The sequence below is a fragment of the Thermoactinomyces mirandus genome, assembly GCF_013868055.1.
GTDB lineage: Bacteria > Bacillota > Bacilli > Thermoactinomycetales > Thermoactinomycetaceae > Thermoactinomyces > Thermoactinomyces mirandus.
This window is the reverse complement of sequence record NZ_JACEOL010000002.1, coordinates 1-23,481: the sequence shown is the minus strand read 5'-3', so window position 1 is coordinate 23,481 and position 23,481 is coordinate 1. Positions and strand designations below refer to the sequence as shown.

General features: G+C 43.3%; 24 protein-coding genes. 5 read left to right on the top strand and 19 right to left on the bottom strand.

Features of this window, described 5'->3' with window-relative positions; all coding sequences use genetic code 11:
• Position 1: 1 nt before the first annotated feature.
• Complete coding sequence (locus H2C83_RS00590; RefSeq protein WP_246333667.1) at positions 2-616, bottom strand: DUF421 domain-containing protein; 615 nt, start codon at positions 614-616, stop codon at positions 2-4.
• Between the two features lie 188 nt (positions 617-804).
• Here H2C83_RS00590 and H2C83_RS00585 point away from each other — a divergent pair, with 188 nt between their 5' ends.
• A complete protein-coding gene (locus H2C83_RS00585) occupies positions 805-1,212 on the top strand; it encodes a TIGR04086 family membrane protein (RefSeq protein WP_181736734.1) in 408 nt (135 codons plus the stop codon).
• Positions 1,213-1,239: 27 nt separating this feature from the next.
• On the opposite strand, the gene yajC is transcribed toward H2C83_RS00585, so the two are convergent.
• From yajC to H2C83_RS00520, 13 genes are all read right to left on the bottom strand, one after another.
• Entirely contained in the window at positions 1,240-1,527 is a 288-nt protein-coding gene (gene yajC, locus H2C83_RS00580; protein WP_181736732.1) for a preprotein translocase subunit YajC, read from the bottom strand.
• Positions 1,528-1,541: 14 nt separating this feature from the next.
• Complete coding sequence (gene tgt, locus H2C83_RS00575; protein ID WP_181736730.1) at positions 1,542-2,678, bottom strand: tRNA guanosine(34) transglycosylase Tgt; 1,137 nt, start codon at positions 2,676-2,678, stop codon at positions 1,542-1,544.
• Between the two features lie 156 nt (positions 2,679-2,834).
• Positions 2,835-3,869 carry a tRNA preQ1(34) S-adenosylmethionine ribosyltransferase-isomerase QueA gene (queA, locus tag H2C83_RS00570; protein ID WP_181736728.1) on the bottom strand — a complete coding sequence of 345 codons (1,035 nt, stop codon included), beginning with the start codon at positions 3,867-3,869 and terminating at the stop codon, positions 2,835-2,837.
• Positions 3,870-3,914: 45 nt separating this feature from the next.
• Entirely contained in the window at positions 3,915-4,133 is a 219-nt protein-coding gene (locus tag H2C83_RS00565) for a DUF2905 domain-containing protein (RefSeq protein ID WP_181736726.1), read from the bottom strand.
• Entirely contained in the window at positions 4,130-5,128 is a 999-nt protein-coding gene (gene ruvB, locus H2C83_RS00560; RefSeq protein ID WP_181736724.1) for a Holliday junction branch migration DNA helicase RuvB, read from the bottom strand. Before ruvB ends, H2C83_RS00565 begins: the two co-directional genes overlap by 4 nt.
• 11 nt (positions 5,129-5,139) lie before the next feature.
• On the bottom strand, positions 5,140-5,742 hold the full coding sequence (gene ruvA / locus H2C83_RS00555) for a Holliday junction branch migration protein RuvA (RefSeq protein WP_181736721.1): 603 nt from the start codon (positions 5,740-5,742) through the stop codon (positions 5,140-5,142).
• Entirely contained in the window at positions 5,739-6,245 is a 507-nt protein-coding gene (ruvC, locus tag H2C83_RS00550; protein WP_181736719.1) for a crossover junction endodeoxyribonuclease RuvC, read from the bottom strand. The genes ruvA and ruvC overlap by 4 nt, the downstream gene beginning before the upstream one ends.
• A 133-nt stretch (positions 6,246-6,378) precedes the next feature.
• Positions 6,379-6,552, bottom strand: coding sequence for a hypothetical protein (locus H2C83_RS00545; RefSeq protein WP_181736717.1), 174 nt, complete (start codon positions 6,550-6,552; stop codon positions 6,379-6,381).
• A 438-nt stretch (positions 6,553-6,990) separates the two neighbouring features.
• Positions 6,991-7,890, bottom strand: a complete 900-nt coding sequence (locus tag H2C83_RS00540; RefSeq protein WP_181736715.1) for an ABC transporter permease — start codon at positions 7,888-7,890, stop codon at positions 6,991-6,993.
• 10 nt (positions 7,891-7,900) lie between these two features.
• Positions 7,901-8,764 carry an ABC transporter permease gene (locus H2C83_RS00535; protein ID WP_181736713.1) on the bottom strand — a complete coding sequence of 288 codons (864 nt, stop codon included), beginning with the start codon at positions 8,762-8,764 and terminating at the stop codon, positions 7,901-7,903.
• Between the two features lie 4 nt (positions 8,765-8,768).
• The gene (locus H2C83_RS00530; protein ID WP_181736711.1) at positions 8,769-9,878 is read right to left on the bottom strand and encodes an ABC transporter ATP-binding protein; all 1,110 of its coding nucleotides are present in this window, start codon (positions 9,876-9,878) and stop codon (positions 8,769-8,771) included.
• 54 nt (positions 9,879-9,932) lie between these two features.
• Positions 9,933-11,105, bottom strand: a complete 1,173-nt coding sequence (locus tag H2C83_RS00525) for an ABC transporter substrate-binding protein (RefSeq protein ID WP_181736709.1) — start codon at positions 11,103-11,105, stop codon at positions 9,933-9,935.
• Positions 11,106-11,583: 478 nt separating this feature from the next.
• Positions 11,584-13,635 carry an alpha-glucuronidase family glycosyl hydrolase gene (locus H2C83_RS00520; protein ID WP_181736707.1) on the bottom strand — a complete coding sequence of 684 codons (2,052 nt, stop codon included), beginning with the start codon at positions 13,633-13,635 and terminating at the stop codon, positions 11,584-11,586.
• A gap of 441 nt (positions 13,636-14,076) precedes the next feature.
• Between H2C83_RS00520 and H2C83_RS00515 the strand changes: the two genes are divergently transcribed.
• The gene (locus H2C83_RS00515) at positions 14,077-16,095 is read left to right on the top strand and encodes a glycoside hydrolase (RefSeq protein WP_246333666.1); all 2,019 of its coding nucleotides are present in this window, start codon (positions 14,077-14,079) and stop codon (positions 16,093-16,095) included.
• A gap of 303 nt (positions 16,096-16,398) precedes the next feature.
• On the opposite strand, the gene H2C83_RS00510 is transcribed toward H2C83_RS00515, so the two are convergent.
• From H2C83_RS00510 to H2C83_RS00490, 5 genes are all read right to left on the bottom strand, one after another.
• On the bottom strand, positions 16,399-17,157 hold the full coding sequence (locus tag H2C83_RS00510) for a YebC/PmpR family DNA-binding transcriptional regulator (RefSeq protein ID WP_181736705.1): 759 nt from the start codon (positions 17,155-17,157) through the stop codon (positions 16,399-16,401).
• A gap of 22 nt (positions 17,158-17,179) precedes the next feature.
• Complete coding sequence (locus H2C83_RS00505; RefSeq protein WP_246333665.1) at positions 17,180-18,031, bottom strand: NAD+ synthase; 852 nt, start codon at positions 18,029-18,031, stop codon at positions 17,180-17,182.
• A gap of 2 nt (positions 18,032-18,033) precedes the next feature.
• Positions 18,034-18,885, bottom strand: coding sequence for a nitrilase-related carbon-nitrogen hydrolase (locus tag H2C83_RS00500; protein ID WP_181736704.1), 852 nt, complete (start codon positions 18,883-18,885; stop codon positions 18,034-18,036).
• A 71-nt stretch (positions 18,886-18,956) separates the two neighbouring features.
• Positions 18,957-19,898 carry a phosphotransferase gene (locus H2C83_RS00495; RefSeq protein WP_181736702.1) on the bottom strand — a complete coding sequence of 314 codons (942 nt, stop codon included), beginning with the start codon at positions 19,896-19,898 and terminating at the stop codon, positions 18,957-18,959.
• A gap of 19 nt (positions 19,899-19,917) precedes the next feature.
• Positions 19,918-20,580, bottom strand: a complete 663-nt coding sequence (locus H2C83_RS00490; RefSeq protein WP_181736700.1) for a LysM peptidoglycan-binding domain-containing protein — start codon at positions 20,578-20,580, stop codon at positions 19,918-19,920.
• 147 nt (positions 20,581-20,727) lie between these two features.
• Here H2C83_RS00490 and H2C83_RS00485 point away from each other — a divergent pair, with 147 nt between their 5' ends.
• Genes H2C83_RS00485 through H2C83_RS00475 form a run of 3 tightly spaced genes read left to right on the top strand, consistent with a single transcriptional unit; the run spans position 20,728 to position 23,433 of the window.
• Positions 20,728-21,540, top strand: a complete 813-nt coding sequence (locus tag H2C83_RS00485; protein ID WP_181736698.1) for a GDSL-type esterase/lipase family protein — start codon at positions 20,728-20,730, stop codon at positions 21,538-21,540.
• Positions 21,521-22,453 carry an ABC transporter ATP-binding protein gene (locus tag H2C83_RS00480; protein ID WP_181736696.1) on the top strand — a complete coding sequence of 311 codons (933 nt, stop codon included), beginning with the start codon at positions 21,521-21,523 and terminating at the stop codon, positions 22,451-22,453. Before H2C83_RS00485 ends, H2C83_RS00480 begins: the two co-directional genes overlap by 20 nt.
• Positions 22,450-23,433, top strand: a complete 984-nt coding sequence (locus H2C83_RS00475; protein WP_181736694.1) for an ABC transporter permease — start codon at positions 22,450-22,452, stop codon at positions 23,431-23,433. The genes H2C83_RS00480 and H2C83_RS00475 overlap by 4 nt, the downstream gene beginning before the upstream one ends.
• Positions 23,434-23,481: the final 48 nt, after the last annotated feature.

The window sequence follows — 23,481 nt, the reverse complement described above, 5'->3', positions numbered from 1 at the left end:
TTTACGAGTGGTCTTTCCGATCGATAAACAACTTGCCATTGCTGTTTACTGTCGCATAATAAATTTCCTTAAAATCGCGATATCCCTGATTTTGAATTTCGTTTTTCAACCAAAACCGGGTCTTGCCAATTTTTTGCAATCCATCATCCTGGACCTTTCCATCGATAATCACCGGGATTGGCATGCTGAACGGCCTGAGGGACCGGCGGATATCCCCGCGCTGCGCCGGACGTTTTTCCTCTTTTTTAAAAACACTTAGCTTGCCGCTTGTCTCCAGGAACGCAAATTCAACATCCGAGACGTCGGCAATGTTTTTTTCCCTTAATTGCATGATCAGGTCACCGAGATTGTAACGGGACTGGGCCATCTCTTTTTCAAGAATTTTTCCATTTTTGATAATCATGACAGGTTTTCCATCGACCCATTCGCGCACTTTTTTGCTCTTCAGGGACAGATAGGAAAGGAGAATTTGCAGGAGAGCCAAGGTTATTATGGAGACCACTCCAAGGATCAGCGGTTCAGTCAGATTTTCAATTACCATTGCGGAGATATCTGCGATCATGAATGAAACAATGAGATCAAATATGGAAAGCTTGCCGATTTCCCGTTTTCCCATCAACCTCATAATCAACAGTAAAAATAGATAAATAAACACAGTCCGCAAAAACATGCTCCATATCACCTTGATCACTTCCTTTTTTCACGCTTAGTTTCACCAAACCCCCTGTTTTTATGAATCGGTGCGGGGGATATTTCAAAGCGTTGCGGCATAGAAATGTACCAATCGGCAAGGAGGGAAAAGTGATGAAAGAAACCTTTTATAATTCAGCCAAAAAAGGACTTCGCTCACCATGGATGATCGGGCAATTTGTGATTTGGGCCATCCTGATTTTCGGTTCCCTGATTATCGCCATGTTCCTGCAATATTCTTCATTATCTACCAATCAACTCCCTGTATTCGCACTTGTGCTTAACATAGTTGCGCTGTTTTGCGGCGGCTTTGTAACCGCCCGCAAATCGGAATACCAGGGATGGATTGCCGGCGGAATTCAGGGAACCTTGTACATACTGATCATCTTGCTCCTCGCTTTCCTGGCTTTTGATACATTTACAACGATTCATCCTTTATGGCTTTCCATGCTCGCCTTTGGAGGCGGCGCGCTGGGAGGCATTGCCGGCATACAAACGAAAAAGAATAAAAAAAGCTTCTGATACGGCGTCAGAAGCTTTTTTGCTTTCTTATTTGTTTTCTTCCGAGGAAGGCTCATCTTCCGATACGACTGAGTTAACAGCCGAACGTTCAAAAACAAGACGTGTGTTTTCACTTACTTTTAAAGTTACCCGATCTTCAGTCAATTCCACGATCTTCCCGTGAATGCCACCAATGGTGATGACTTTGTCTCCCTTTTTCAGGGAATTCAGCATGGACGTGCGCTCTTTTTGCCGTTTTTGTTGAGGGCGAATCAAAAAGAAATAAAAAACAACAAACATTAAAATGAGTGGTATCAATGTACCCCACTGACTCATTATGTTTATCCTCCTTAAAAAGCATTTTTTGGTTGCAAGGAACCATAATACTTCATCATAAACTCATCGCGGAAATCAAGCAATCGGTCTTCCAGGATCGCCTGGCGGATCTGTTTCATCAAGTTCAGCAAAAAATACAGGTTATGGTAGGTTGTCAAGCGTATGCCAAACGTCTCATCAGCCTTGATCAGGTGACGCAGATAGGCTCTTGTGTAATTTCGGCAGGTATAGCAGTCGCATTCAGGATCAAGCGGCGTGAAATCACGCGCATATTTGGCATTGCGCACGACAATGCGTCCTTGGCTGGTCATCGTCGTCCCGTTACGGGCAATCCTCGTCGGCAACACACAGTCAAACATGTCAATGCCCCGGATCGTTCCTTCAATCAGCGCATCAGGTGAACCCACACCCATCAGGTACCGCGGTTTATGCCTTGGCAACAATGGTGTGGTATATGAGAGCACCTCATACATCAGGTCTTTGGATTCCCCCACGCTTAATCCTCCCAATGCATAACCCGGCAAATCCAGTTCAACAAGCTGCCGTGCGCTTTCCTCGCGCAAATCCTGATACATTCCACCTTGGACAATACCAAATAACGCTTGCTCTTTCGGGCGCTGGTGAGCTTTCATACATCTCTTCAACCAGCGGTATGTACGTTCCGTAGAAGCTTTTACATATTCGCGTTGTGCAGGGTAAGGCGGGCATTCATCAAACGCCATAATAATATCTGCTCCAAGGGCGTTTTGAATCTCCATTGCTTTTTCAGGGCCGATAAACAGTTTTTCCCCGCTGAGATGAGAGCGGAAAGCGACCCCTTCTTCGGTGATGTTGCGCAGCTGGCTAAGACTGAACACCTGAAACCCGCCGCTGTCTGTCAGAATCGGGCGTTTCCAATTCATAAATGTGTGCAATCCCCCTGCTTCCTTGACGATCTCATGCCCCGGGCGCAAAAACAGATGATAGGTATTGCTCAAAATGATTTGCGCATTCATTTCTTTCAATTCCTCGGGACTCATTGTCTTGACGGTAGCCTGAGTTCCGACCGGCATGAATATAGGGGTATCGATCGTCCCATGCGGTGTATGTAAACGACCCAGCCGGGCACCAGACTGCTTGCATTCTTTGATCAGTTCATATCGTACAGCCAAGGTGTTTCCTCCTACTAAAAAACCATTCTAACCAAAATTACAAACTCCTGCTACCCATTATAGAAAACATGGGTACACAGGACAAGTTTTTTCAGAACCATTGCCTATTTGCCTGCCTACAATAATTTGAACAGCCCTTTCTTCCCACCGGCACAATCAGAGAATCAGCATCGCATCCCCAAAGCTGAAGAAACGGTAACGTTGACGAACAGCTTCCTCATAAGCGGACAAAATCAATTTGCGGGAAGCAAAGGCGCTCACCAGCATCAATAAAGTGGATTGCGGCAGATGAAAGTTGGTCAGCAGGGCATCTGCCACCCGAAAAGTGAAGCCCGGATAAATAAATATATCCGTCCAGCCACTGTCAGCTCTTATTTCACCGGCAAATTTTTGCGCCACGGTTTCCAAAGTACGGATGCATGTGGTACCTACGGCAAAGACTTTATTGCCTCTGCTTTTGGCGGCTATTATTTCCCTGGCGGTCCCTTCGTCCAGTTCATAGTATTCGGCATGCATTTTATGGTCTTCCACCCGCTCCACTGTCACCGGGCGAAATGTACCGATGCCGACATGCAGAGTAATAAAAGCAACTTTTACCCCTTTTTCCGTGATTTTTTCCAACAATTCCGGGGTAAAATGAAGCCCGGCTGTCGGAGCAGCCGCCGAACCGATTACCCTGGAGAAAACGGTCTGGTAACGTTCCGGATCGTCCAACTGTTCATGAATATAGGGGGGCAATGGCATCTGCCCCAACTCTTCAAACAGCTTTTCAATATCATTGCCCTCATATTGCAATTGGAAAATCCGGCCACCCGCGGCTTCTGTTTTTTCTTCAGCGATTGCCTTTATACGACCGCCTCCAAACAGAACCACCGTTCCCGGTTTGATCCGTTTGGCTGGCCGGACCAGGGTTTCCCAGTGATCTCCACCCAAAGGATTCAATAGCAGGAGCTCAATCCTGGCACCGGTTCCTTCTTTTTCTCCGATCAGACGGGCTGGCCGGACGCGGCTGTCATTTAATACAAGCACATCACCTGCATTCAGATACTCAAGCAAATCAGGAAAATGACCGTGTTTCAGCCGGGATGTCCGGCGATCGACAACCAGCAGGCGAGAACGGTCCCGATCCTTGATGGGAGTCTGTGCAATCAATTCTTTCGGCAAATGATAATCATACAAGGATACATCCACAACGGTTTCCCTTCCTCCTGACAAACTCAAACAAAAAGCCCGTTCCTATCGAAACAGGCGGAATAAATAGCTTAACAAGGATAGAACAATACTGATTACGATACATGTGACAATAGGGAAATAAATCCGGGTATTTCCCTTTTCAATCACGATATCTCCAGGCAGTTTTCCCAGGTTCAGGTACTTCCCGCCAACCTGCCATACAAGCCCGATCACAATCAGCACGATCCCAATGACGATCAGCATTTTTGCAACAGAATTCATTTTGGCCACTCCACTTTAAAATGCTCGCAACATCTCATCGTCACCATACGTCCCCTTGGCGTCCTTTGCAAAAAACCGATTTGCATGAGATAAGGCTCATACACATCTTCAATCGTGTGTGCTTCCTCGCCAATGGTGGCAGCCAGTGTACCTAGTCCCACGGGTCCCCCGCGAAACTTTTCGATAATGGCCATTAAGAGACGATGATCAACATGGTCTAGTCCCATTTTATCCACCTGGATGCGGTCTAATGCATCACGGGCGGCTTGTTCCGTGATAATGCCATCTCCCCTCACTTGCACAAAGTCACGCACCCGCTTCAGGAGCCTGTTGGCGATCCGCGGCGTTCCTCTGGCCCGGGAAGCAATTTCTCTCGCACCTTCGCCTACAATCTTAACGTTTAACAAATCTGCAGCCCGCTCAACAATCAGGGTTAACTCATCCACGTTATAAAACTCCAAACGGCTCATCACACCAAACCGGTCACGCAACGGAGAAGACAAGGAACCTGCCCTTGTCGTGGCACCAACCAGGGTAAACGGCGACAAATCAAGCCGGATCGAACGGGCACTGGGCCCTTTTCCAATCATGATGTCCAAAGCATAATCTTCCATCGCCGGATACAGGACTTCCTCAACAGACCGGTTCAAACGATGGATTTCATCGATAAACAGCAAATCGTTTGGTTGCAAATTGGTTAAAATTGCGGCCAAATCCCCGGGGCGTTCAATCGCCGGACCGGAAGTGGTCCGAATGTTAACCCCCAGTTCATTGGCAATAATATGGGAAAGAGTGGTTTTTCCAAGCCCTGGTGGCCCGTAAAGCAATACGTGGTCCAATGATTCGCCACGCATTTTGGCCGCTTCTATGTATATTTTCAGATTCTCTTTCACCTGAGTTTGCCCGATATACTCGTTGAAATAACGAGGGCGCAGACTATACTCGACCATCTCATCTTCATGGTTCATCCTGGCGGAGATGATCCTTTCCTCCATGTCCGACCCTCCTATTTGTTCATTATCATTTTAAGTGCCTGTTTAATCCAGGTCTCTGTATCGTATTCTTCTTCCGCAATTTTGGCGACTTCAAGAACTGCCCACTTCGCTTCCTCTTCATTATAGCCAAGGGTCATTAATGCTTCAATCACATCCCGTTTTCTGTCAGGACAAATCTGTGCCACAGATGGCTGCATTGCCACAAAATCAAAATCGCTGATCTTTTTCAATTTGTCCTTCAGGTCAAGCACCAGACGCTGAGCGGTCTTTTTCCCTACCCCTGGCAAACGCGTCAATGATTTCAGATCTTCCATCTGAATGGCCTGAACCAGCTGGTTTGGCTGGATGGCTGCCAGCATCCCCATGGCTGCTTTCGGGCCAATACCGGACACCTCCAGCAGCAGGCGAAACAGGTCGCGTTCCTGTTTCGAAGGAAATCCATACAGCAATTGGGCATCTTCCCGGACAACAAGATGGGTATACAAGAAAATCTCCGACTCTTTTTCCCAGGCCAAAGGATTGGTCACATAAACCTGATAACCAATCCCGCCCACATCCACGGCAAGATAACCGGTTTCCTGATAATGAACCTTTCCCTTGACAAAATCAATCATCGCTTCAATCCCCACTTACTATATTTGTGAACGGCCGATGATGAATGCGCCTCACAAATCGCAATCGCCAAGGCATCCGCAACATCATCCGGTCTGGGCACAGCCGGCAAATGAAGCAATAATTTGACCATTTCCTGCACCTGTTTTTTTTCGGCCTGCCCGAAACCGACCACAGCCATTTTTACTTGCAACGGTGTATATTCGGTAATTGTGATATTCGCTTCTTCCGCTGCAAGCATTATTACACCCCGTGCCTGCCCTACCGTAAAAGCGGTCGTGACGTTGCGATTGAAAAACAGTTTCTCAATCGCCACCACATCCGGCTGAAATTCCCCGAAAAGCCTGGTACAGGCATCGTAAATCTGCTTTAACCGGGTAGCGGTCGGTATTCCTGCCAGTGTCTGAATACTCCCGTAATCAACATCAATCAGCCGGGTTCCTTTCTGATCCAATATTCCGTACCCGACAATGGCAATCCCCGGATCTATCCCCATAATACGCATATGTAAGCTCCTCTCCAAGCATGAAGCGAACGTTCATTCCTATGGCATGACTAATTATAACACAGTTTGACCATGATCCTGCATTATTCACACAAAATATGCCCAGAAAAAAACGCTTCCCCTTTTAAAAAGGTTAGCGTTTCAACCAGCCCAACAACGTAAAAATTTTCAATTCCCTTTCAGCCTTTTCCCTGACCTCGGGCGGCCATCTGCTTTCCCATTCCTCCCAGGTTCCCTGTCCTTTCTGTATACTTAAAGCCTCCCGAATCGCCTTCTCCAACGCAAAGTTCCAAAAAATTTTTCCCATGGCCTGTGCTCCTGTACAGAAAAATGCCTTCGCTATACTTTATGATGATCATTGGTAAATGATGAAACTTACACAAACTATTTTCTCTTTATAACAAACCTTTTATAATATTAACTTTTCGGCTTTTCCGTAAAATGTAAATTGGCGAAAGCAGCCTGACAGGAGTACCGGTTCAAAGAACTAAAAAAAGGCGATGTTTCATCCCGAATCCGTTGTATCATTAATAATTGCCTGAACCCTCTTCATTTGCAAATAAAATTCAGGGATTGCCACTAACCAAAAAACAATTTGTGTTATCTGAGAAATCATTCGAAGAAAAAAGCAGGCAGCAATAAGCCTGCAACAGTTGTCCAGAGCATAGAGGGCGGGGTTGTACGGGGTGTTGTATGGGAGACGGCATTTATTCGTATACACCTCCTGTTCTCGGGCAAGTATCCATTATTTGCCGAGACGTCTTTGTGTATACGATGATACCCATAGACTGATAAATGAAAAGAATAACAGTGGGATCATGAGTGTCAAAGCAAGTGAATTAAGCATAGCCGGCGGTTGTGAACCAGAACCCTGCAGCACGCTGAATACCATAACATTCAGGGTTTGCGTTTTGGGTCCCGAAATTAACAGGATAATGGTAAATGTGTTGAACATGCGAATAAAAATATTGATAGCTGATGCAGTTATCCCGGGTACTATTTGTGGAATAATAATTCTTCGGAACAATTGAAACTTTGTTGCTCCAAGAGACTCAGCAGCATACTCCAGACGGGGATCGATCGATTCCATATAAGGAAGCAGGATAAATACAGAGAAAGGAACACCGACAATTAAATTAACGATAATTAGTCCAGTCATCGTTTCCGCCAGACCAATGGAATAAAATATGGAGGCTACGGGTATGGCATAAAGGAGATCCGGCAAAGTAAACGGCAATTGAAAGAAACTGATCAACGCCTGCTTGAATGGAAAGTTCCTTCTCGCTAATATATATACACTTGGAATACTTAAAATCAAGGAAATGACTGTAGCGATAAACACAATTTGCATGGTTATTTTGAAATATTCTCCAACCTCGTATGCGTTCCAGGCGTTAATAAACCATTCCAGCGTAAAGCCTTGTGGTAAAAATGTACCATACCATTCTTCTCCAAAAGCATTCAGAATCACTGACACGGTCATTCCCAGTACAACAGCAAGGAAAGCGATAATCAAAATCCATGAAACAGTTTGATACCCCCTGTAGAAAACAATTTCTTTTATGCTATTTTTTATAAAGGTTTTACCTTGAACAGGAGCATGGTAATTTCCGTTTTCTGAAACTGTTTTTTTCGTTTTCATCATTCATCACCCTTTATTTAAACGTGCTTGCACTCCCGATATATCCCCGTTTGCGAATCGCAAAAACAATACCAAGGATGACGATCTGGGTAATGCCCATTACGATGGCGACTGTATTGGCCATGTTATAATTAAAGTTGCGCATCGCTTCCTCAAATGCCACAACTACAAATGTACGGGTTTCAGAGGCTGGATTACCGACAATTACTGCAGATGAATAAACGCCGATCTGCATAATCAAATTTAAAGCAAAAACGGTTAAAACGTTGGAACGGATCAAAGGAAAATATACCCGCTTGAAAGTAATCCAGCGGGAAGCTCCAAGGCTCCGTGCTGCCTGTTCCAGGTTGGGGTCAATGTAATCCATTATTCCCACAAAGTTTGAAGCCATAAATGCCACTCCTAAAATAATTAGTGCCAAAAAAGTCCCCCAATAGTTGTAAACCAACTTGAATGGTTCATCGATTAATCCAATGTTTATCAAAACAGTATTAAACCATCCGGTGGGCTTGAAGAAAGAGATAATCCCCATGTCAATAATGATCGATCCCAAGGTAAGGGGAAAAATAGTCAACCCGGCGATAATTCCTTTTCCTCTCATTTTTCCCCTGATAAAATAGGTAATCCCGAAAGCAATAATCAGCTCGATAATTGTGGCCGGTATAACCAAATATAAGGTTCGGAAAATCGTATCATAGTATCTTGGGTTCGTAAAAAACTCGATGTAATTATGCAATGTTAAACCGGATGAACCAGTCTCCTGGAAAGTCATTACCAGTCCCTTCAATAACGGATAAACAAAGAGCAACAACAGGGGCACCAAAGAAGGAAGAAAAAAAAGATAATCTCTTTTTCTGGCAAAAACCACTCTGTTCATGTGATCACTCCTCGTCAACAATTAATATTTTGGCCGGATCCAGATACAGTTTCACTTTTTGACCAACAGCGTATGGATTCAAACCCGGTACGTTGACCTGAAACGTCCTTCCATTCTCCATCTGAACCTCATATCCGGTAGCGCTTCCAATATAGTCACTTGTCACGATTTCCCCATCCAACAGGTTCACACCCGTTTTCTCTCCTGTGACAATTTCCAACATTTCAGGCTTGATTGTCAAAAATACTTGATCACCGACCTGGTGCTTGTTATCACGGTTAACCGTTAAACGCAAGGAATCTTTCGTCGTTTCAAAAATAAATTGTCCATTTTTTTCATCCACAAGCTTGCCTTTTAAAAAATTGCCATATCCGATAAAATTAGCTACAAAATAATTTCTCGGTCTCCTGAATATTTCTTCAGGTGCTCCTATTTGCTGTATAACCCCTTTGGACATGACTGTAATTTTTGTTGACAGGGATAATGCTTCTTCCTGGTCATGGGTGACGTAGATCGTAGTGATGTCCAATTCCCTATGTAATTTTTTTAACTGAGTGCGCATTTCTTTACGCAATTTGGCATCCAGATTGCTCAAAGGTTCATCCAACAACAATATACGTGGCCTGATCACTATTGCTCTGGCCAATGCAACTCTTTGTTGCTGTCCGCCGCTCAAATCTTTAATAAACCGGTCCTCAAGACCATCTAATTGGACCATTTTAATAACTTCCCTCACCCTTTTTTTCTTTTCTTCTTTTTCTACTTTTCTCATATCCAACCCAAAAGCAATATTTTGGAAGACTGTCATATGAGGAAACAGGGCATAGTTTTGAAAAACCATCCCAATATCCCTTTTACTCATATCAATATGATTGATGGGCTGACCATTAAAAGCGATCTCTCCCGATGTAGGTTCCAAAATGCCCAATATCATTGAAAGAATAGTTGTTTTTCCACATCCACTCGGACCAAGGAGAGTCATAAACTCTCCGCTGTCAATTTCAAGACTGGCATTTTCAACTGCAGTAGTCGAACCAAATTTTTTAGTCAGGTTTTTCAGCTCTACTCTTGTAGAATTTCCTGTAAATATTTTTTTCCTCTCTACCTGAATCATTGTACCAACTCCTTCTCCCCGCCTTTTAGCAAAAAAGGCGGGGAATCTCCAAAATTATTTTTGTGCTTGAATTTTCTGTTCCCACAGATTATATAATTTATTTGTAACTTCCAGATCAGGGAATAAAACCCAGTTATTCTCAGGGACAAGAATCGTGTCTTTTTCCTTGAAATCAGGCATGACACCTTTAAGATAATGATTGTAAGTCTTTTTATATTTCGATTCCAGCAAAGCTGGAGAAGATTTCTCATTTGCCGGAATAAGCCCAACAGCGTAACCTTGTGCTTGAATTTCCTTGGAAGTTACGAACTTCAAAAATTCCAATGCAGCTTTTTTCCGTTCTTCTGGCAAGTTTTTCACCATTACATAGAAGTGAGAATCGATAATTTGTTTGGTATCTTCCAGGGCCACAGCTTTAATATGTGATGGAACTGTATTCGTCGCTACGAGGTTGGCAAACCAAAATGGGGTATGGGGAATAATATCCACTTCCCCTTCATAAAGTAAATCGAAGGTATCTGAAGTTTTTGAGGGGTAATAGTCAATTGTCTTGCCGATATCGGCCAGATATTTCCAAGTTTCGTTTAATGAATCAGGATTATTAAAATCCTCTCCCAAAGATTGGGCAAGACCAAAGAAAAATCCGCGAGCTGGACCGCTGGAAGGAACAGCAGCATAGGTAAATCTCCCTGGATTTTTTAAAATCCAATCTTTCAGTTCTGCGTATGTGGAAGGCGGATTGTTCACCTTTTTGCTGTTGTAAACCAGGACAGGCCCGCCGGATCCAGTCGTTACAGGAGCACCATATCCGTCATATTTTTCTATATAAGCCTTTCCAATTTCATTCCACTCATTGGCATGTATTTCGTTACTGTATTTGGGGTAAAGCTGTTCCCACAATCCCTCTTTTATTCCTAACGGAAGGCCATCCAAGCCTGTAATTACAATATCAATTGTCCCACTGTTCCCTTGCGTTTTAATCTTGTTAATAATTTCCTGTGCGGTTCCGCGTCCATATTCAATTTGATATTTTCCATTTGTCTTTTCTTCAAACATGGGAATGACAATATCTTTGTAGTATTCATCTCCACCTGCTACGGTATATATTGTCAAAGTCACAGCATCATCTTTACCCTCAGAAGAGGGATCCCACAAAATCAGCCCCACAGCGAGGCAAATGCCAAACAATAAAACAACCGTTATCACAAGCCATCTTTTTTCCAGCATGTTCTATCCTCCCCGTAATTTTGAGTATTTACAAACAAATAAACGTCGTGGGGACAACTTGTATGCGACACTTTGTTTAACAACTGAAAAATGGGATTTACTTCTCTCGGTTCTTCTCCGGCAATCACGAGTTCAGCTTGAATTTGATAGCGGTTTCATTTTTGAAGAAAAAATATTGTCTGTTTGCTGTCTTTTGTACTTACCTACTATCAATTGTACAGATCGGTTGGCTGAAAATGCGTTTTCCAACTCCATCCAAAAAAACGTCAATTAACGTTGAGTAAAAAAACTTTATATATAACTTTGTTTAATGAATAGAAAAAGTTGTTAAAAAAATAATCTAATTATATGTTAACGTTTTTTTTTAGGGATGACAATTCATTTTCGCGTTTCGACGACAAAAACTGCATTTTGTTCATTAATCCATATTATTTGCTAGACCGGCAACTTTTTAATGCGGAAACATGACCACTCAATTTCATCGATAAATCATTCTGTTCTTCTCATCCGGTACACCCGATTTTCTGTAAAAATACGTATTGATTTGATCCCTCCATTCTATCGCATTTTCCAATTGCCGTTTTAACCTTTCTTTCACATTTTGAAATATCCCGTTATCTATTTTCCCTTCTAATGAATCCCACAGTTTGATAAACAATTTTACTGTTTCTACTCCTTCAAAATGTGTATCATATATATGCTGAATCACAGTCTTTCCTGATTTTAACTGATGACTGTAAGGAACATGGTGAAAAAACAGCAACAATTCATCCGGACAGCATTCCAATGAATTGTATATTTCCGAACAAGGACTGAAATATTGCGCTGTATAACCAGTTCCTGTTTCCACTGTACGGTCGACGCCAATACCGTCACGATCTGCAAAATGATATGTTCCCCATTTTGAATATTCATATCCGTCTACATTCGGTCCATAGTGATGATTTGGATTTACCATCCAGCCTACACCCAGTGGAGCTGTATAATTTTCATAAGTTTCCCATGAATGAAGCAATATCCATTTTATTGGTTCCACAACTTGCTGATGAATGCCGAAGGTTAAATAAATCCATTCTTTAGTAATTTGTTCTGTTGACAAATCCGGATTCCATATCAATCTTCCAAAACCATACAGATTAGCCTGTGCCAATGCATGCCCGGTCCAATTCACATCATCACCTATATTGGAAACTCCTGCTACTCCGCTGTATTTACAGTTATAAAGAGAACCATTCACAATGGATTTAACGGTTGAGCTTTCACCCTGAGCATAAGTATCAAAATCAAAAACTTCTTTCCATTGAGGAACCAAATAACATACATCTATTTGCTGGCCGGTATATTCTTGTGTAATTTGAAATTCGATCATTTGATTTGTTTTCTTCATCGCCCCCAAAAGTGGGGATACCGGTTCCCGAACCTGGAAATCCATCGGACCATTTTTGATTTGTAAAATGACATTATCCAGGAACTGGCCATCCAACGGCCCAAAATGGTCATAAGCTGCCTTTGCCCGATCAGTACTTCTGTCTCGCCAATCCTGCAAATAGTTGTAAACAAAACAACGCCAAATCACTTTTCCATTATAAGGTTTCAGCGCACGAGCCAATACATTTGCACCTTCGGCATGGCTTCTGTGATAAGTAAAAGGCCCCGGTCTGCCTTCCGAATCAGCCTTTACCACAAATCCGCCAAAGTCAGGAATATATTGGTAAATCTCTTTTGCTTTATTTTCCCACCATTTTTGGACATCTCTATCCAACGGGTCCGCAGTAGACAAACCGCCCAATTCAATCGGACTCGCAAAGTTAATACTTAAAAAAACAGTTATTGCATAGGATTTAAAAATCTCCGCAACTTCTTTTACTTTTGGCAAAAATTCTTTTGTAATCAACCTCGTTTCTAGGTTCCAAACATTTACATTGTTAATCGAAATGGCATTAATTCCAACAGATGCCAAAAATCTTGCATAATTCTTTACGCGAGTTAAATCATCCACAAAATCATTATCACGAAAAAAGATAGAATTGCCGGAATAGCCACGTTCAATCGAGCCATCCATATTATCCCATTGGTTTATCATTCTTAATTGGTTTTTTGGTGAATCGGTTATTTCCAAAGAATCAATCGGTTGTTCACACTGCAGCAATCTTAACAGATGGAATGTTGCATACAAGGTTCCCCGATCCGTTTTGCCGATTACAAGGATTTGATTGTTAACTGTTTTTAACAAATAACCCTCATCATCAAGACGATTTAATAACGAGGCTGAAATCCCATGGTTTTCCGGATTGATATCCTCATATGATCCCAAAAAAAGAAAAGGTTGCTGATGAAACGGATGTCGCCAAATCGACGGCTTGAGATTTAACATTGATTTCAAAGCATCCTGAAGTTCTCTTGCAGCTGAATTTATAATTTCAGTCTCCCTGGCAACCACAATATTAGAAACCCATTTTCGATATTGATAGAATCGCTGTGTATCCTGTACAAACCGATATTGCAGCCAGCAACGATAACTTTCCTCCATCGCCGATCACCTCATCAGTTCATATCCCTTTTTTGACAAAAAACACCTTACTGGACTTTAATAAACCTTCCACCTCAACAACTCTAAAAATATTTTTAAATTGATCATTCTAATTATAAGGCTTGATATAATAACTCCATATCAGCGTTTGCAAAAAAATTATAGATTAAAATTTTCTTAATCTAATGAAATAATTCCTTTTTTCTTTTTCAAGCCAATTGCACAGGCATGATGGTCGGGATATTATTATAGTTTTCTTCTGACTATTTTACAACTCTTTTATATTTATCTTTCCAAAATTGACAACGGTTTCATAGTGTAATAAAATTGGACCAAATAAAGGGAAAATTTTTTCATTAAACAAAAATACAAAACGCTTATGTTTAATTGATTAAGTAGCTTTTAAAGTAATTGATCACTTTGAAAAAGGAGGGGATTTTATTGCCAAGAAAAAATTTTACTATAATTTTCAGTGTGATTATAAGTTTGCTCCTTATGATCAGTATTTCAGGTTCAGGCAACGCTGTTTATGCAGCAAAGAATCCCCAATCTCCTGAAAATGTCAGTATCGTATACTGGAATGTGGAAAAACAGAAAATTGACGGATTTGGCGGATCCTTCGCCTTCCATAAAGGCGGATCTGTTATGCGATTGGATGAGCCAGTAAGATCACAGATTCTTGATATGATATTTAGCAAGGAGAAAGGCATCGGTTTAAGCATTGTCCGAAATATGATCGGTGACGGCGGAATTGATGACTGGGGAGACTCTCACTATGACGGCCCTACTGAGACCATTATGCCTGGTCCGGATAAGTACGTCTGGGACGATGATCGTTGGAATAAAGATGAATTTGACAAATATCAGATATGGATCATGAAAGAGGCAAAAAAAAGAGGTGTAGATACATTTCTGAGCACTGCCTGGAGTCCTCCTGCATGGATGAAGAAAAATAAAAGCGTAATCGATACCGGTGAAACACCAAACAAACTCGATGAAGACATGTATCAACAATATGCAGAATATCTGGCTGCATACGTAAAAGGCTATAAAGAACATTTCAACCTCAACATTACACACATTTCCCCCGCAAATGAGCCAGAACTGTCTACAAGTTATTCCAGCTGCCTGTGGACACCCGAGGAATTAAACACCTTCGTCCGTGATTATTTGGCACCTACCTTTAAAAAAGAGAAGATTCCCTCTAAAATCGTGCTTGGTGAATCGATGGAGTTCTCGGAAAATTATGTTTTGCCCGCTTTAAATGATATTAAAACAAACCCTTACATTGACGTCGTTGCCGCTCATGCATATCAAGGTTTGCTCGATGGTGACACGACTCCTGATCCCGATGAATTTGCCAGGTCCAAAGAATTGGGTAAAACCATCTGGCAAACAGAGTTCATGAACCAGGGCAATGATAAACAAACCTTTGAGAATAACACGATAACCGATGGCCTGAAATATGCAAATCTCATCGGAAACATATTCGATGTAACAGGTGTCAATGCCTATTTCTGGTGGTGGCCCGCAGCCAATAACGGCGCTGATGGTTCCGATTTGATCCGGCTCGTTAACGACGGCTCAGACCAGCGAGTCGCTCCCACAGAAAATAATCTGTTCCGTGTTTTCAAGCGTTTTTATACTTTTGGCAATTACAGCCGCTTTATCCAACCCGGTTACAAAATGATAAAAGCGGATAAACATCCGGTTAATGATGTGTTGATTACGGCGTATAAAGAGCCACGTGCCGGAAACTTCACAATTGTTGCTGTAAACAATAGCCCTGAGAATCAAACCGTCACCTTTAAATTGAAAGACTTTCCAGGCAATACCGGTGCAGTTGTTCCGTATCGTACTTCCGCCAGTGAAAATCTGAAAAAGCTGGATGCGATCAAAGTCAACAAGCAGCAGTTTTCCATGGAGTTAAGAGGAAAAAGTGTGACAACTTTTATACCCGAAAAATTCCAATTGCCTGCACTACCTGATCTGAAAGACGTATTTTCCAGCTACCTGGCATATGAAAATAACGGACAGTCCCCTGTACTTCAAGTGAAAAAGAGTTCGGAAGGCGGCAAAATGATCACAAATCTTAAAAACGGCTCCTATATCAGGTATACCAATGTCAATTTTGCTGACGGATCTGCCAATGGACAAGCAGATATGCGCGGTATTTTAAGTATGAACGCCCGTGTCGCCTCAAATGGTGGCGGAAAGATTGAAGTACGATTGGATCATCCAAAGGGCAAAACTGTAGGGATCATGGAAGTTCCAAAAATGAAGAATCCCAGGAAATGGTTTACCGTGTCGACCATGATTGATACAAACCCGACAGATGGAGCGTACGGCCTGCATGACGTATACCTTGTTTTTAAAGGTGACAAGAAGAAAAACATGTTTAATGTCAGCCAATTTGGATTTAGCGACGGAAAACTTGTACAAGCAACAAAAACAGAGTAACTCTGGCAGCGTTTGACTTTGAGTTTGACGTTCACACATTAAAAAGAAAAAAGGGGGGGTGTGTGTTCCCCCTTTTCATTATACTCTCCATCAACAATATCCTTTAATTGACTAAAAGACCGGAACAGACTTACCGTCTGCTCGTTACCTTGCACCATCGTGCATGATTGGAACAGACACGGAGCCAATCCGTTTCGGTAAATAACAGCTGAACCAAAGAAGAATATATTACATATCTGTCCAGTTGTTGCGTTACTGATGTGGTTCATTATCTGGCGATATCGACTGTTTATTTCTCAATATTTATTCATCCATAACCTTTGCCAGTTCCTCATCATTTGCTTCAAAATTGGAATATACATTTTGAACATCATCATGATCTTCCAGCGCATAAATCAGCTGGATCACCTTTTTAACCGCATCCCCGTGAATCTCCACCTTATTTGAAGGAATAAAGGTGACTTCTGCCGTTGAAAAGGAAAGCCCCTCTTTTTCCAGTGTCTCTTTTACCGTTTCAAAGTTTTCCGGGGAAGTGGTAATTTCATAATTGCTGTCCGTGGACTCGATATCTTCTGCCCCGCTTTCCAGAACCACAAGCATCAATTCTTCTTCATCCAGGCCTGTTTGTACACGGTCAGCAACCAGGATACCTTTTCGTTCAAACATCCAGGATACACAACCGGATTCCCCCAGATTCCCGCCATTTTTTGAAAAAATATGGCGAATATCTGCAGCTGTCCGATTGCGATTGTCCGTTAACGCCTCAACCATAACGGCGGTGCCACCTGGCCCATATCCTTCATAAGTGATTGATTCAAAATTTTGCCCGGTTCCGCTGCCAGATGCTTTTTTTATTGCCCGCTCAATATTTTCATTGGGCATGTTCTGCGAACGGGCTTTGGCGATAACCAGCCGCAATTGATGGTTATTTGCAGGATCTTTGTCTCCTGAACGGGCTGCAACGTAAATCTCCCGTGCGAGTTTGGCAAATATTTTCCCTTTCAGAGCATCCTGACGCCCTTTCCGATGTTGAATGTTTTTCCATTTTGAATGCCCAGCCATTCTTTATCACTCCTTTTGAAGTTTACAAGCCCCAGTCGCGCAAATAGCGGAAATCCACACCAACTGTCCGTTTGCTTACTTTCAGGATCACAGGCATGGTCCGTTTGTATTGATTTCGAATGATCCGCTTGCTTACTTCCTGGATAAAAGCATCATCAAACTGAAGCGCGTGCAGCTGATCCAGGGTATAATGCTTGTCAATCATATAATACAGCAAGCGATCCACATCAAAATAATTAAATCCCAGCTCGCCTTCATCTGTCTGGTCTTCCCATAAATCAGCGCTGGGAGGCTTGGTGATAATCGGCTCGGGCACTCCCAAATAGGCGGACAACTGACGGACCTGGGTCTTGTACAGATCCCCAAGCGGATTAATTGCCGACGCCGAATCTCCATATTGCGTACCGTATCCCAGCAAAAGCTCCGTCCGATTGCTGGTTCCAATTACCAATGCATCATACTGGGCAGATAAATCATATAAAATGGTCATCCGCTCTCGTGCCATTTTGTTTCCTTTTCGCAAAGGCGATGCGTCAGGCATACGTTCAAAATAAGCGTCAATCTGTGGCGTGATATCCACTGTCAACGCTTCAACTCCCGTATCATCGATGACAAGTTGCGCATCTTCCAGGCTTTCCGGGCTACTTGTCCTGTAAGGCATGCGGACGGCAACCACATTTTCAGGTCCCAGTGCTTCGACACACAAATACAATGAAAGGGCAGAATCAATTCCACCGGACAAGCCTACAATGACTTTATCGAATCCAGCCTTATTCACTTCTTCACGTAAAGCCGTTGTCAGAAGGCGGGTTGCCAATTCTTCATTTAATCGCAAACAAGGAGCTTTTTCCAAAAACTCATCGATCATTTGCATAATCAGCTTCCCTCCCCTGCCCGCTTCCGTCTGATCCGACTTAATTCACGGATGGTTAAATCCAGATTTTCGTCCCTTAAAACTGGTGTTTGAAAACGGGCTTTTCGAACTTTGTCCAGATCCAGGTCAACGACCAGCAGATCTTCATGAAACAAATCGGCTCGTGCTTCTATCTCTCCAAATGGATCTATCACCTGTGAGCCGCCGAAAAACGTAATTCCGTCTTCCGTTCCGACACGGTTACAGTAGAGCACATAACTGCCATTAAGCATGGCTTGATTCTTCAGCAAAGTATCCCAGGTATCCTGTGCTCCCAATTTTGGGCCTCCTACACCTGACGCTGGCGCATTTGAGATAACAACCAGGATTTGTGCCCCATCCTGTGTCAGAATGTAAGAAGAAGAACTGTGCCAGACATCTTCGCAGATCAGCAACCCCGCTTGCCCAAACCGGGTCGGAAAACTGCGAATCACTTCACCTTTCCCAAAATAACGCCCTTCATCAAACATTCCGTATGTAGGCAAATAAATTTTACGATGCAAATAATGCAAATTCCCGGCAGAAATATAAGCTGCGGAGTTATACAAAATATGTTCAGGGCTGTGCTCAACAAAACCAAATACCAGATCCATATCACCAGCCAATTGAATCAGCCCTTGTATTTCAGGACTAAATGGATCTCTCGCCATTTCATAGGTAAGATCTAACAAATTATAGCCTGTTAAACTCAGTTCAGGAAAAACCAGAAGATCAACCTGTTCTTCCTGGGCACGGCGGATCATTTCTTCATGCAGTTCGACATTGCTGTCCACTCGCCCCAATCGTGGTCTGATTTGTGCAAGTCCTACTTTCATTCTTTTGCCTCCTCAAGCAGGAACAAGGCTTCGATAAAACCATTCTACATCATACCATAAGCATCTAACCACTACCAATACATGAATTCGGCAATTTGTTTTTTCCATTTTTTTCTGTTGCAGGCGATCTGTTTCAGGTATGGATAGGAAACCTTTATCTCATAACCTCTCTTCCTCTCCACCAGCCCGATCATTTCCCGAAAAAACTCATTCGGGTACAAAAATAAAGCAGCCAAAATCTTTTTTTCAATTCCGGCCAAAGGGCGAACCATCTCATAAGCACGAAGTATCGTCTCAATCCCCCGCTCAGGATATTGGTTTGCTGCCAGAATTCGTGTCGACATCTGCCATACATCCCCTACCTGGGCATCATAATCAGCCGTTTCAAAATCAATTAACCACAATGCGCCCGTTTGATCGGTCATCCAGTTGTGACTTGCCAGATCGCGGTGTGCCAGCACATGGTGACTCCGCTCCCGCTCAATCCAATCCTGAAAAGGAAGCTTTTCCAGCCGTTTCCAGGCCTCGATCCCGTCCAGATAAAAATCTTTGCCCGTTTTCAGCAGAAGTTCCCTTAGCGGGCTCTTGACCTGATCCGCCGATAACAGCAGCCTGTGAAATTTTTGCAGCCGATTCACCAACCGGTGAGACAAAAGAAACGCCGCCTCTGGTGGCGGCGTTCTGAGATTTCGTCCCACCCGATGAAAATGTGCCAGGGTTTTCACCATTCGTTTTACTTCACTCATCTTGTTGTATTTGCACGATTGTCCCTGAATAAATGGGGTTAAAATCCACTGGTAACCATCCGTAATCATTGGAAGCATAGAGTGAAAACCGCGGTTTCGCAGTTCACTGTCCACCTGATGCCACCATTTTGCTTTTGAACCGGGAACCGGCTTGGCTATCCACCACATAAAATCCGTTTCAATACACCAATTGTTTCGATATGGTCTGATCCGGCGCACAGGTGTATGTAACACTTTTTCCAAATGAAGTGGATCAGGTTGAATCATCGGCTCTCCCTCATTTTCCTTATCCTTCGCTTGATGAACTTTCTTTCCACTCCCGATGCTCCACGGCAAAACCATTTTCCGGTCCGGAAACAGCAGGGTGAGGATAAGACAGGTTTATATATGGATTGCTGATTGGTATTGGCGGTACATAACAGGGCGCGGGCCCCCATCCCTGCACCATCGGATAACAGGACAGATTCAAAAACGGTGGTACCGGCAGCATACCGGATTCCTGCCGAAAACGGGGATAAGGCTCAGGCGGCGTTTCCAAATATAAAGTATCAGAAGTATCCAGATTTTCATAAACCGACGAATAATCAAATGACGAATAATCAAGTATGGAAGATGAATCCATCATTTCAGACCAGTTAGTCAATTCTTCAATTGAAGGCGGTTTTGGCAACTGATTGGACAAAGGTTCAGCATCGGAATTTTTTTCGTTTTCTTTGGGATACCCTTCATACTCTTTATATCGAACCTCCTCATCCGGATCTGTGCTTTCTTCTCTTTTTTCCACAGCCAGTGCAATTTTTCCGGTCGGAACCCGAACTTTTTCCCCTGCATTCAGCATTTCCGACTTACTAAGATCCGGATTCAATTCTTGTAACCGCTCCAGAGTTATATTATACTTTTGGGCAATATCCGACAATGTTTCACCGGAACGGACAATATGGATTTTCAATGTGACTACCCCCTTTTAGATTAAGCCCTGAATCAATACCATCCTATGCAGCAACAAACGCTTTCTTGCTTAAAGAAATAGCAGATGTCTCAAAAAAAGACCCGTTTTGGAATGATTAATTTTTATCCGGAAAGAAGGCGAAACTGAATGAAACCTGGTCCAATATGGACGAGAATCATCAATTGGCTGGCTTTTTTATCCTTCTGCCTGTTGCTTGCCGGGTTTGGACTGGCTGTGCAGGAAATCCTGGGGCCTGCAGAAGCAAACAGCACTGCTGGTATTAAACCGGCCTCTCCTGACCGGGAAGGCATACTGCTGGGGCTGGGAGATTCTCTTACGCGTGGTGTCGGAGACGAAAACGGGCTTGGTTATTTCGGAATCATCAAAAAGAAATGGCAGGCTACAGCCCATGCTTCCGGATCGGTAAATTTGAGCATCCGCGGGCAAAGTTCGCAAAACTTGCGTGACCAGTTCAAAGAAGCTCAAATACGCCGATTTGTTAAAGAAGCAGGAACGATCGTCATCACCATCGGAGGAAACGATCTTTTCCGGGAAAGAAAGGACATCGAAATGATAGACCTGCAAACCATCCGGAAAAGGGAAGAACGGTACAAGGAAAATCTGACCGCTATTTTAACTGAAATTCAACGGCTAAATCCCGAATGCCCTGTTTATCTGTTTGGCCTTTACAATCCTTTTGGCGATTTGCCAGACTCTGACCGAACTTCAAAAATTGTCGCTGACTGGAACCATGCCACCATTGTTACAGCACAACCATTTAACCAGGTTACGATCGTTCCGGTTTATGACCTTTTTCATAAAAGTCCCCGGTCTTACCTTTACAGTGATCATTTTCATCCCAACAAAACCGGCTATCAGAAAATGGCAGACCGGTTATGGCAAGTGATGAATACAACCGAATCGGGGGTGGCATCTCCTCATGCAACCAAAAATAAATAAAGATGAAACCATTCTTTCAGTAAAGAAACTGGGCAAAAAAATTGGTGGCCGGGACATCGTTCGAAATCTTTCATTTGAAGTACGTGCAGGAGAGATTTTTGGTTTTCTGGGCCCCAATGGAGCCGGTAAGACAACAACTATCCGCATGCTGGTCGGGTTGGCCAGTCCGAGCGAAGGCAGCATCCATATTGCAGGATATGACCTTCAGAAAGATTTTATGAAAGCAATCTCCCATGTGGGATGCATTGTGGAAAATCCCGAGCTTTATCCATATTTAACGGGTCTGGAGAACCTGGAATTGTTTGCCCGCATGACCGGAATTCCCGATGAACGGATCTTTAAGGCTGTTGAACAGGTAGAATTGACAGACCGGATCAACGATCTGGTAAGAACATATTCCCTGGGCATGAAACAGAGGTTGGGAATTGCACAGGCATTGTTGCATCAACCAAAACTTTTAATTCTCGATGAACCGACGAATGGCCTCGATCCGGCGGGAATCCGGGATATGCGTTCTTTTGTCCGTCAGCTGGCTCGCGAAGAAGGGATCGGCATTTTTATATCCAGTCATATCCTGCATGAAATCCAGAATCTCTGCGATCGGGTTGCCATTATTCAAAACGGTCAATTGCTGCAAATCGGACCCATCGACCAATTGACCGGTGTCCATTCGCTGGTCGAATGGAAGTTGGAGCCTTTTGAAGAAGGACTCCTCCTTTTGCAAAGCTTGCCTTATATTGCAAAAGTCCTACAGACCGGAAATAGCAAAGTAACGGTCCAGATGCCTTTGGATAAAATTGCGGAAACAAATCATTATTTGTTAAAACATGACATTCGTGTTTCTGAAATCAGCCCTCGAAGGCAAACGTTGGAAGACCTTTTTTTTGATATTACAGGGGGATTCGGTCTATGAAAGCTTTGGTCTACAATGAAATGCTGAAAATCCTGCGGAACAGACGGATTCTTGTTATTACACTGATTTTGCTGGTGTTAATCCCTGTTTTTACTTATGCGCAATATCGAAACTCACAGGAACAGATAAGGCAACTGGGCACATCCGACTGGAGGACATTGCTGCAGCAAAAAATTGTTGACCAGCAAAACCGGATTGCATCAAGCCGGATTCCGGAAGAATGGAAAACCTGGGCCAAACTGAATATAAAGCAGCAACAATACTATCTTGAACATGACATTAATCCGGGCGCACCGGGTGCTCCGACATTTTTGCGCAAGTTTATTGAACAATCCACTTCACTTTTTCTCCCATTGCTGGTGGTTGTGTTAGCCGCAGACATCGTGTCCGCCGAGCATTCCCTGGGTACAATCAAGCTGCTTCTGTCACGGCCAGTACCCCGATGGAAAATTTTGCTAAGCAAATATATGGCGCTTGGTTTGGGAATTTCTCTGTTAATGCTTTTGACAGCCTTGCTCGGCTATGTTATCTCCGGTGCGGTATTTGGTTACCGGGGTTGGACAATGCCTGTACTGACCGGTTTTAAAGTGCAGGGAGACCAGCTTGTTACTCAAGGCGTCCATCTGATTCCGCAATGGAAATACCTTTTAATGGCTTACGGGCTGGCCTGGTTTTCAGGCCTTATGGTCGGGACTCTGTCGTTTATGGTGTCAGTCCTTGTCAAAAGTACTGCGGCAAGCATTGGAATTATGCTGGCTGCTGTCATCTCCGGCAGTTTGCTTACACAAATGGCCCCAACCTGGACCGCGCTAAAATATTTTGCCTTTACCCACTTGAGCCTGACCGATTATTTAGCGGGAAATCCAATTTTGATTGAGGGAATGAGTCTGCCCTTTTCCCTGACCGTTTTAAGTGTCTGGGCCATTTTGGCCTTGACGGTTGCTTTTATTACTTTTATGCGCAGAGACGTATTGGCATAATAAAAGAATGCCATGCTAAACAGCATGGCATTGAGGCTGTTGACAAAA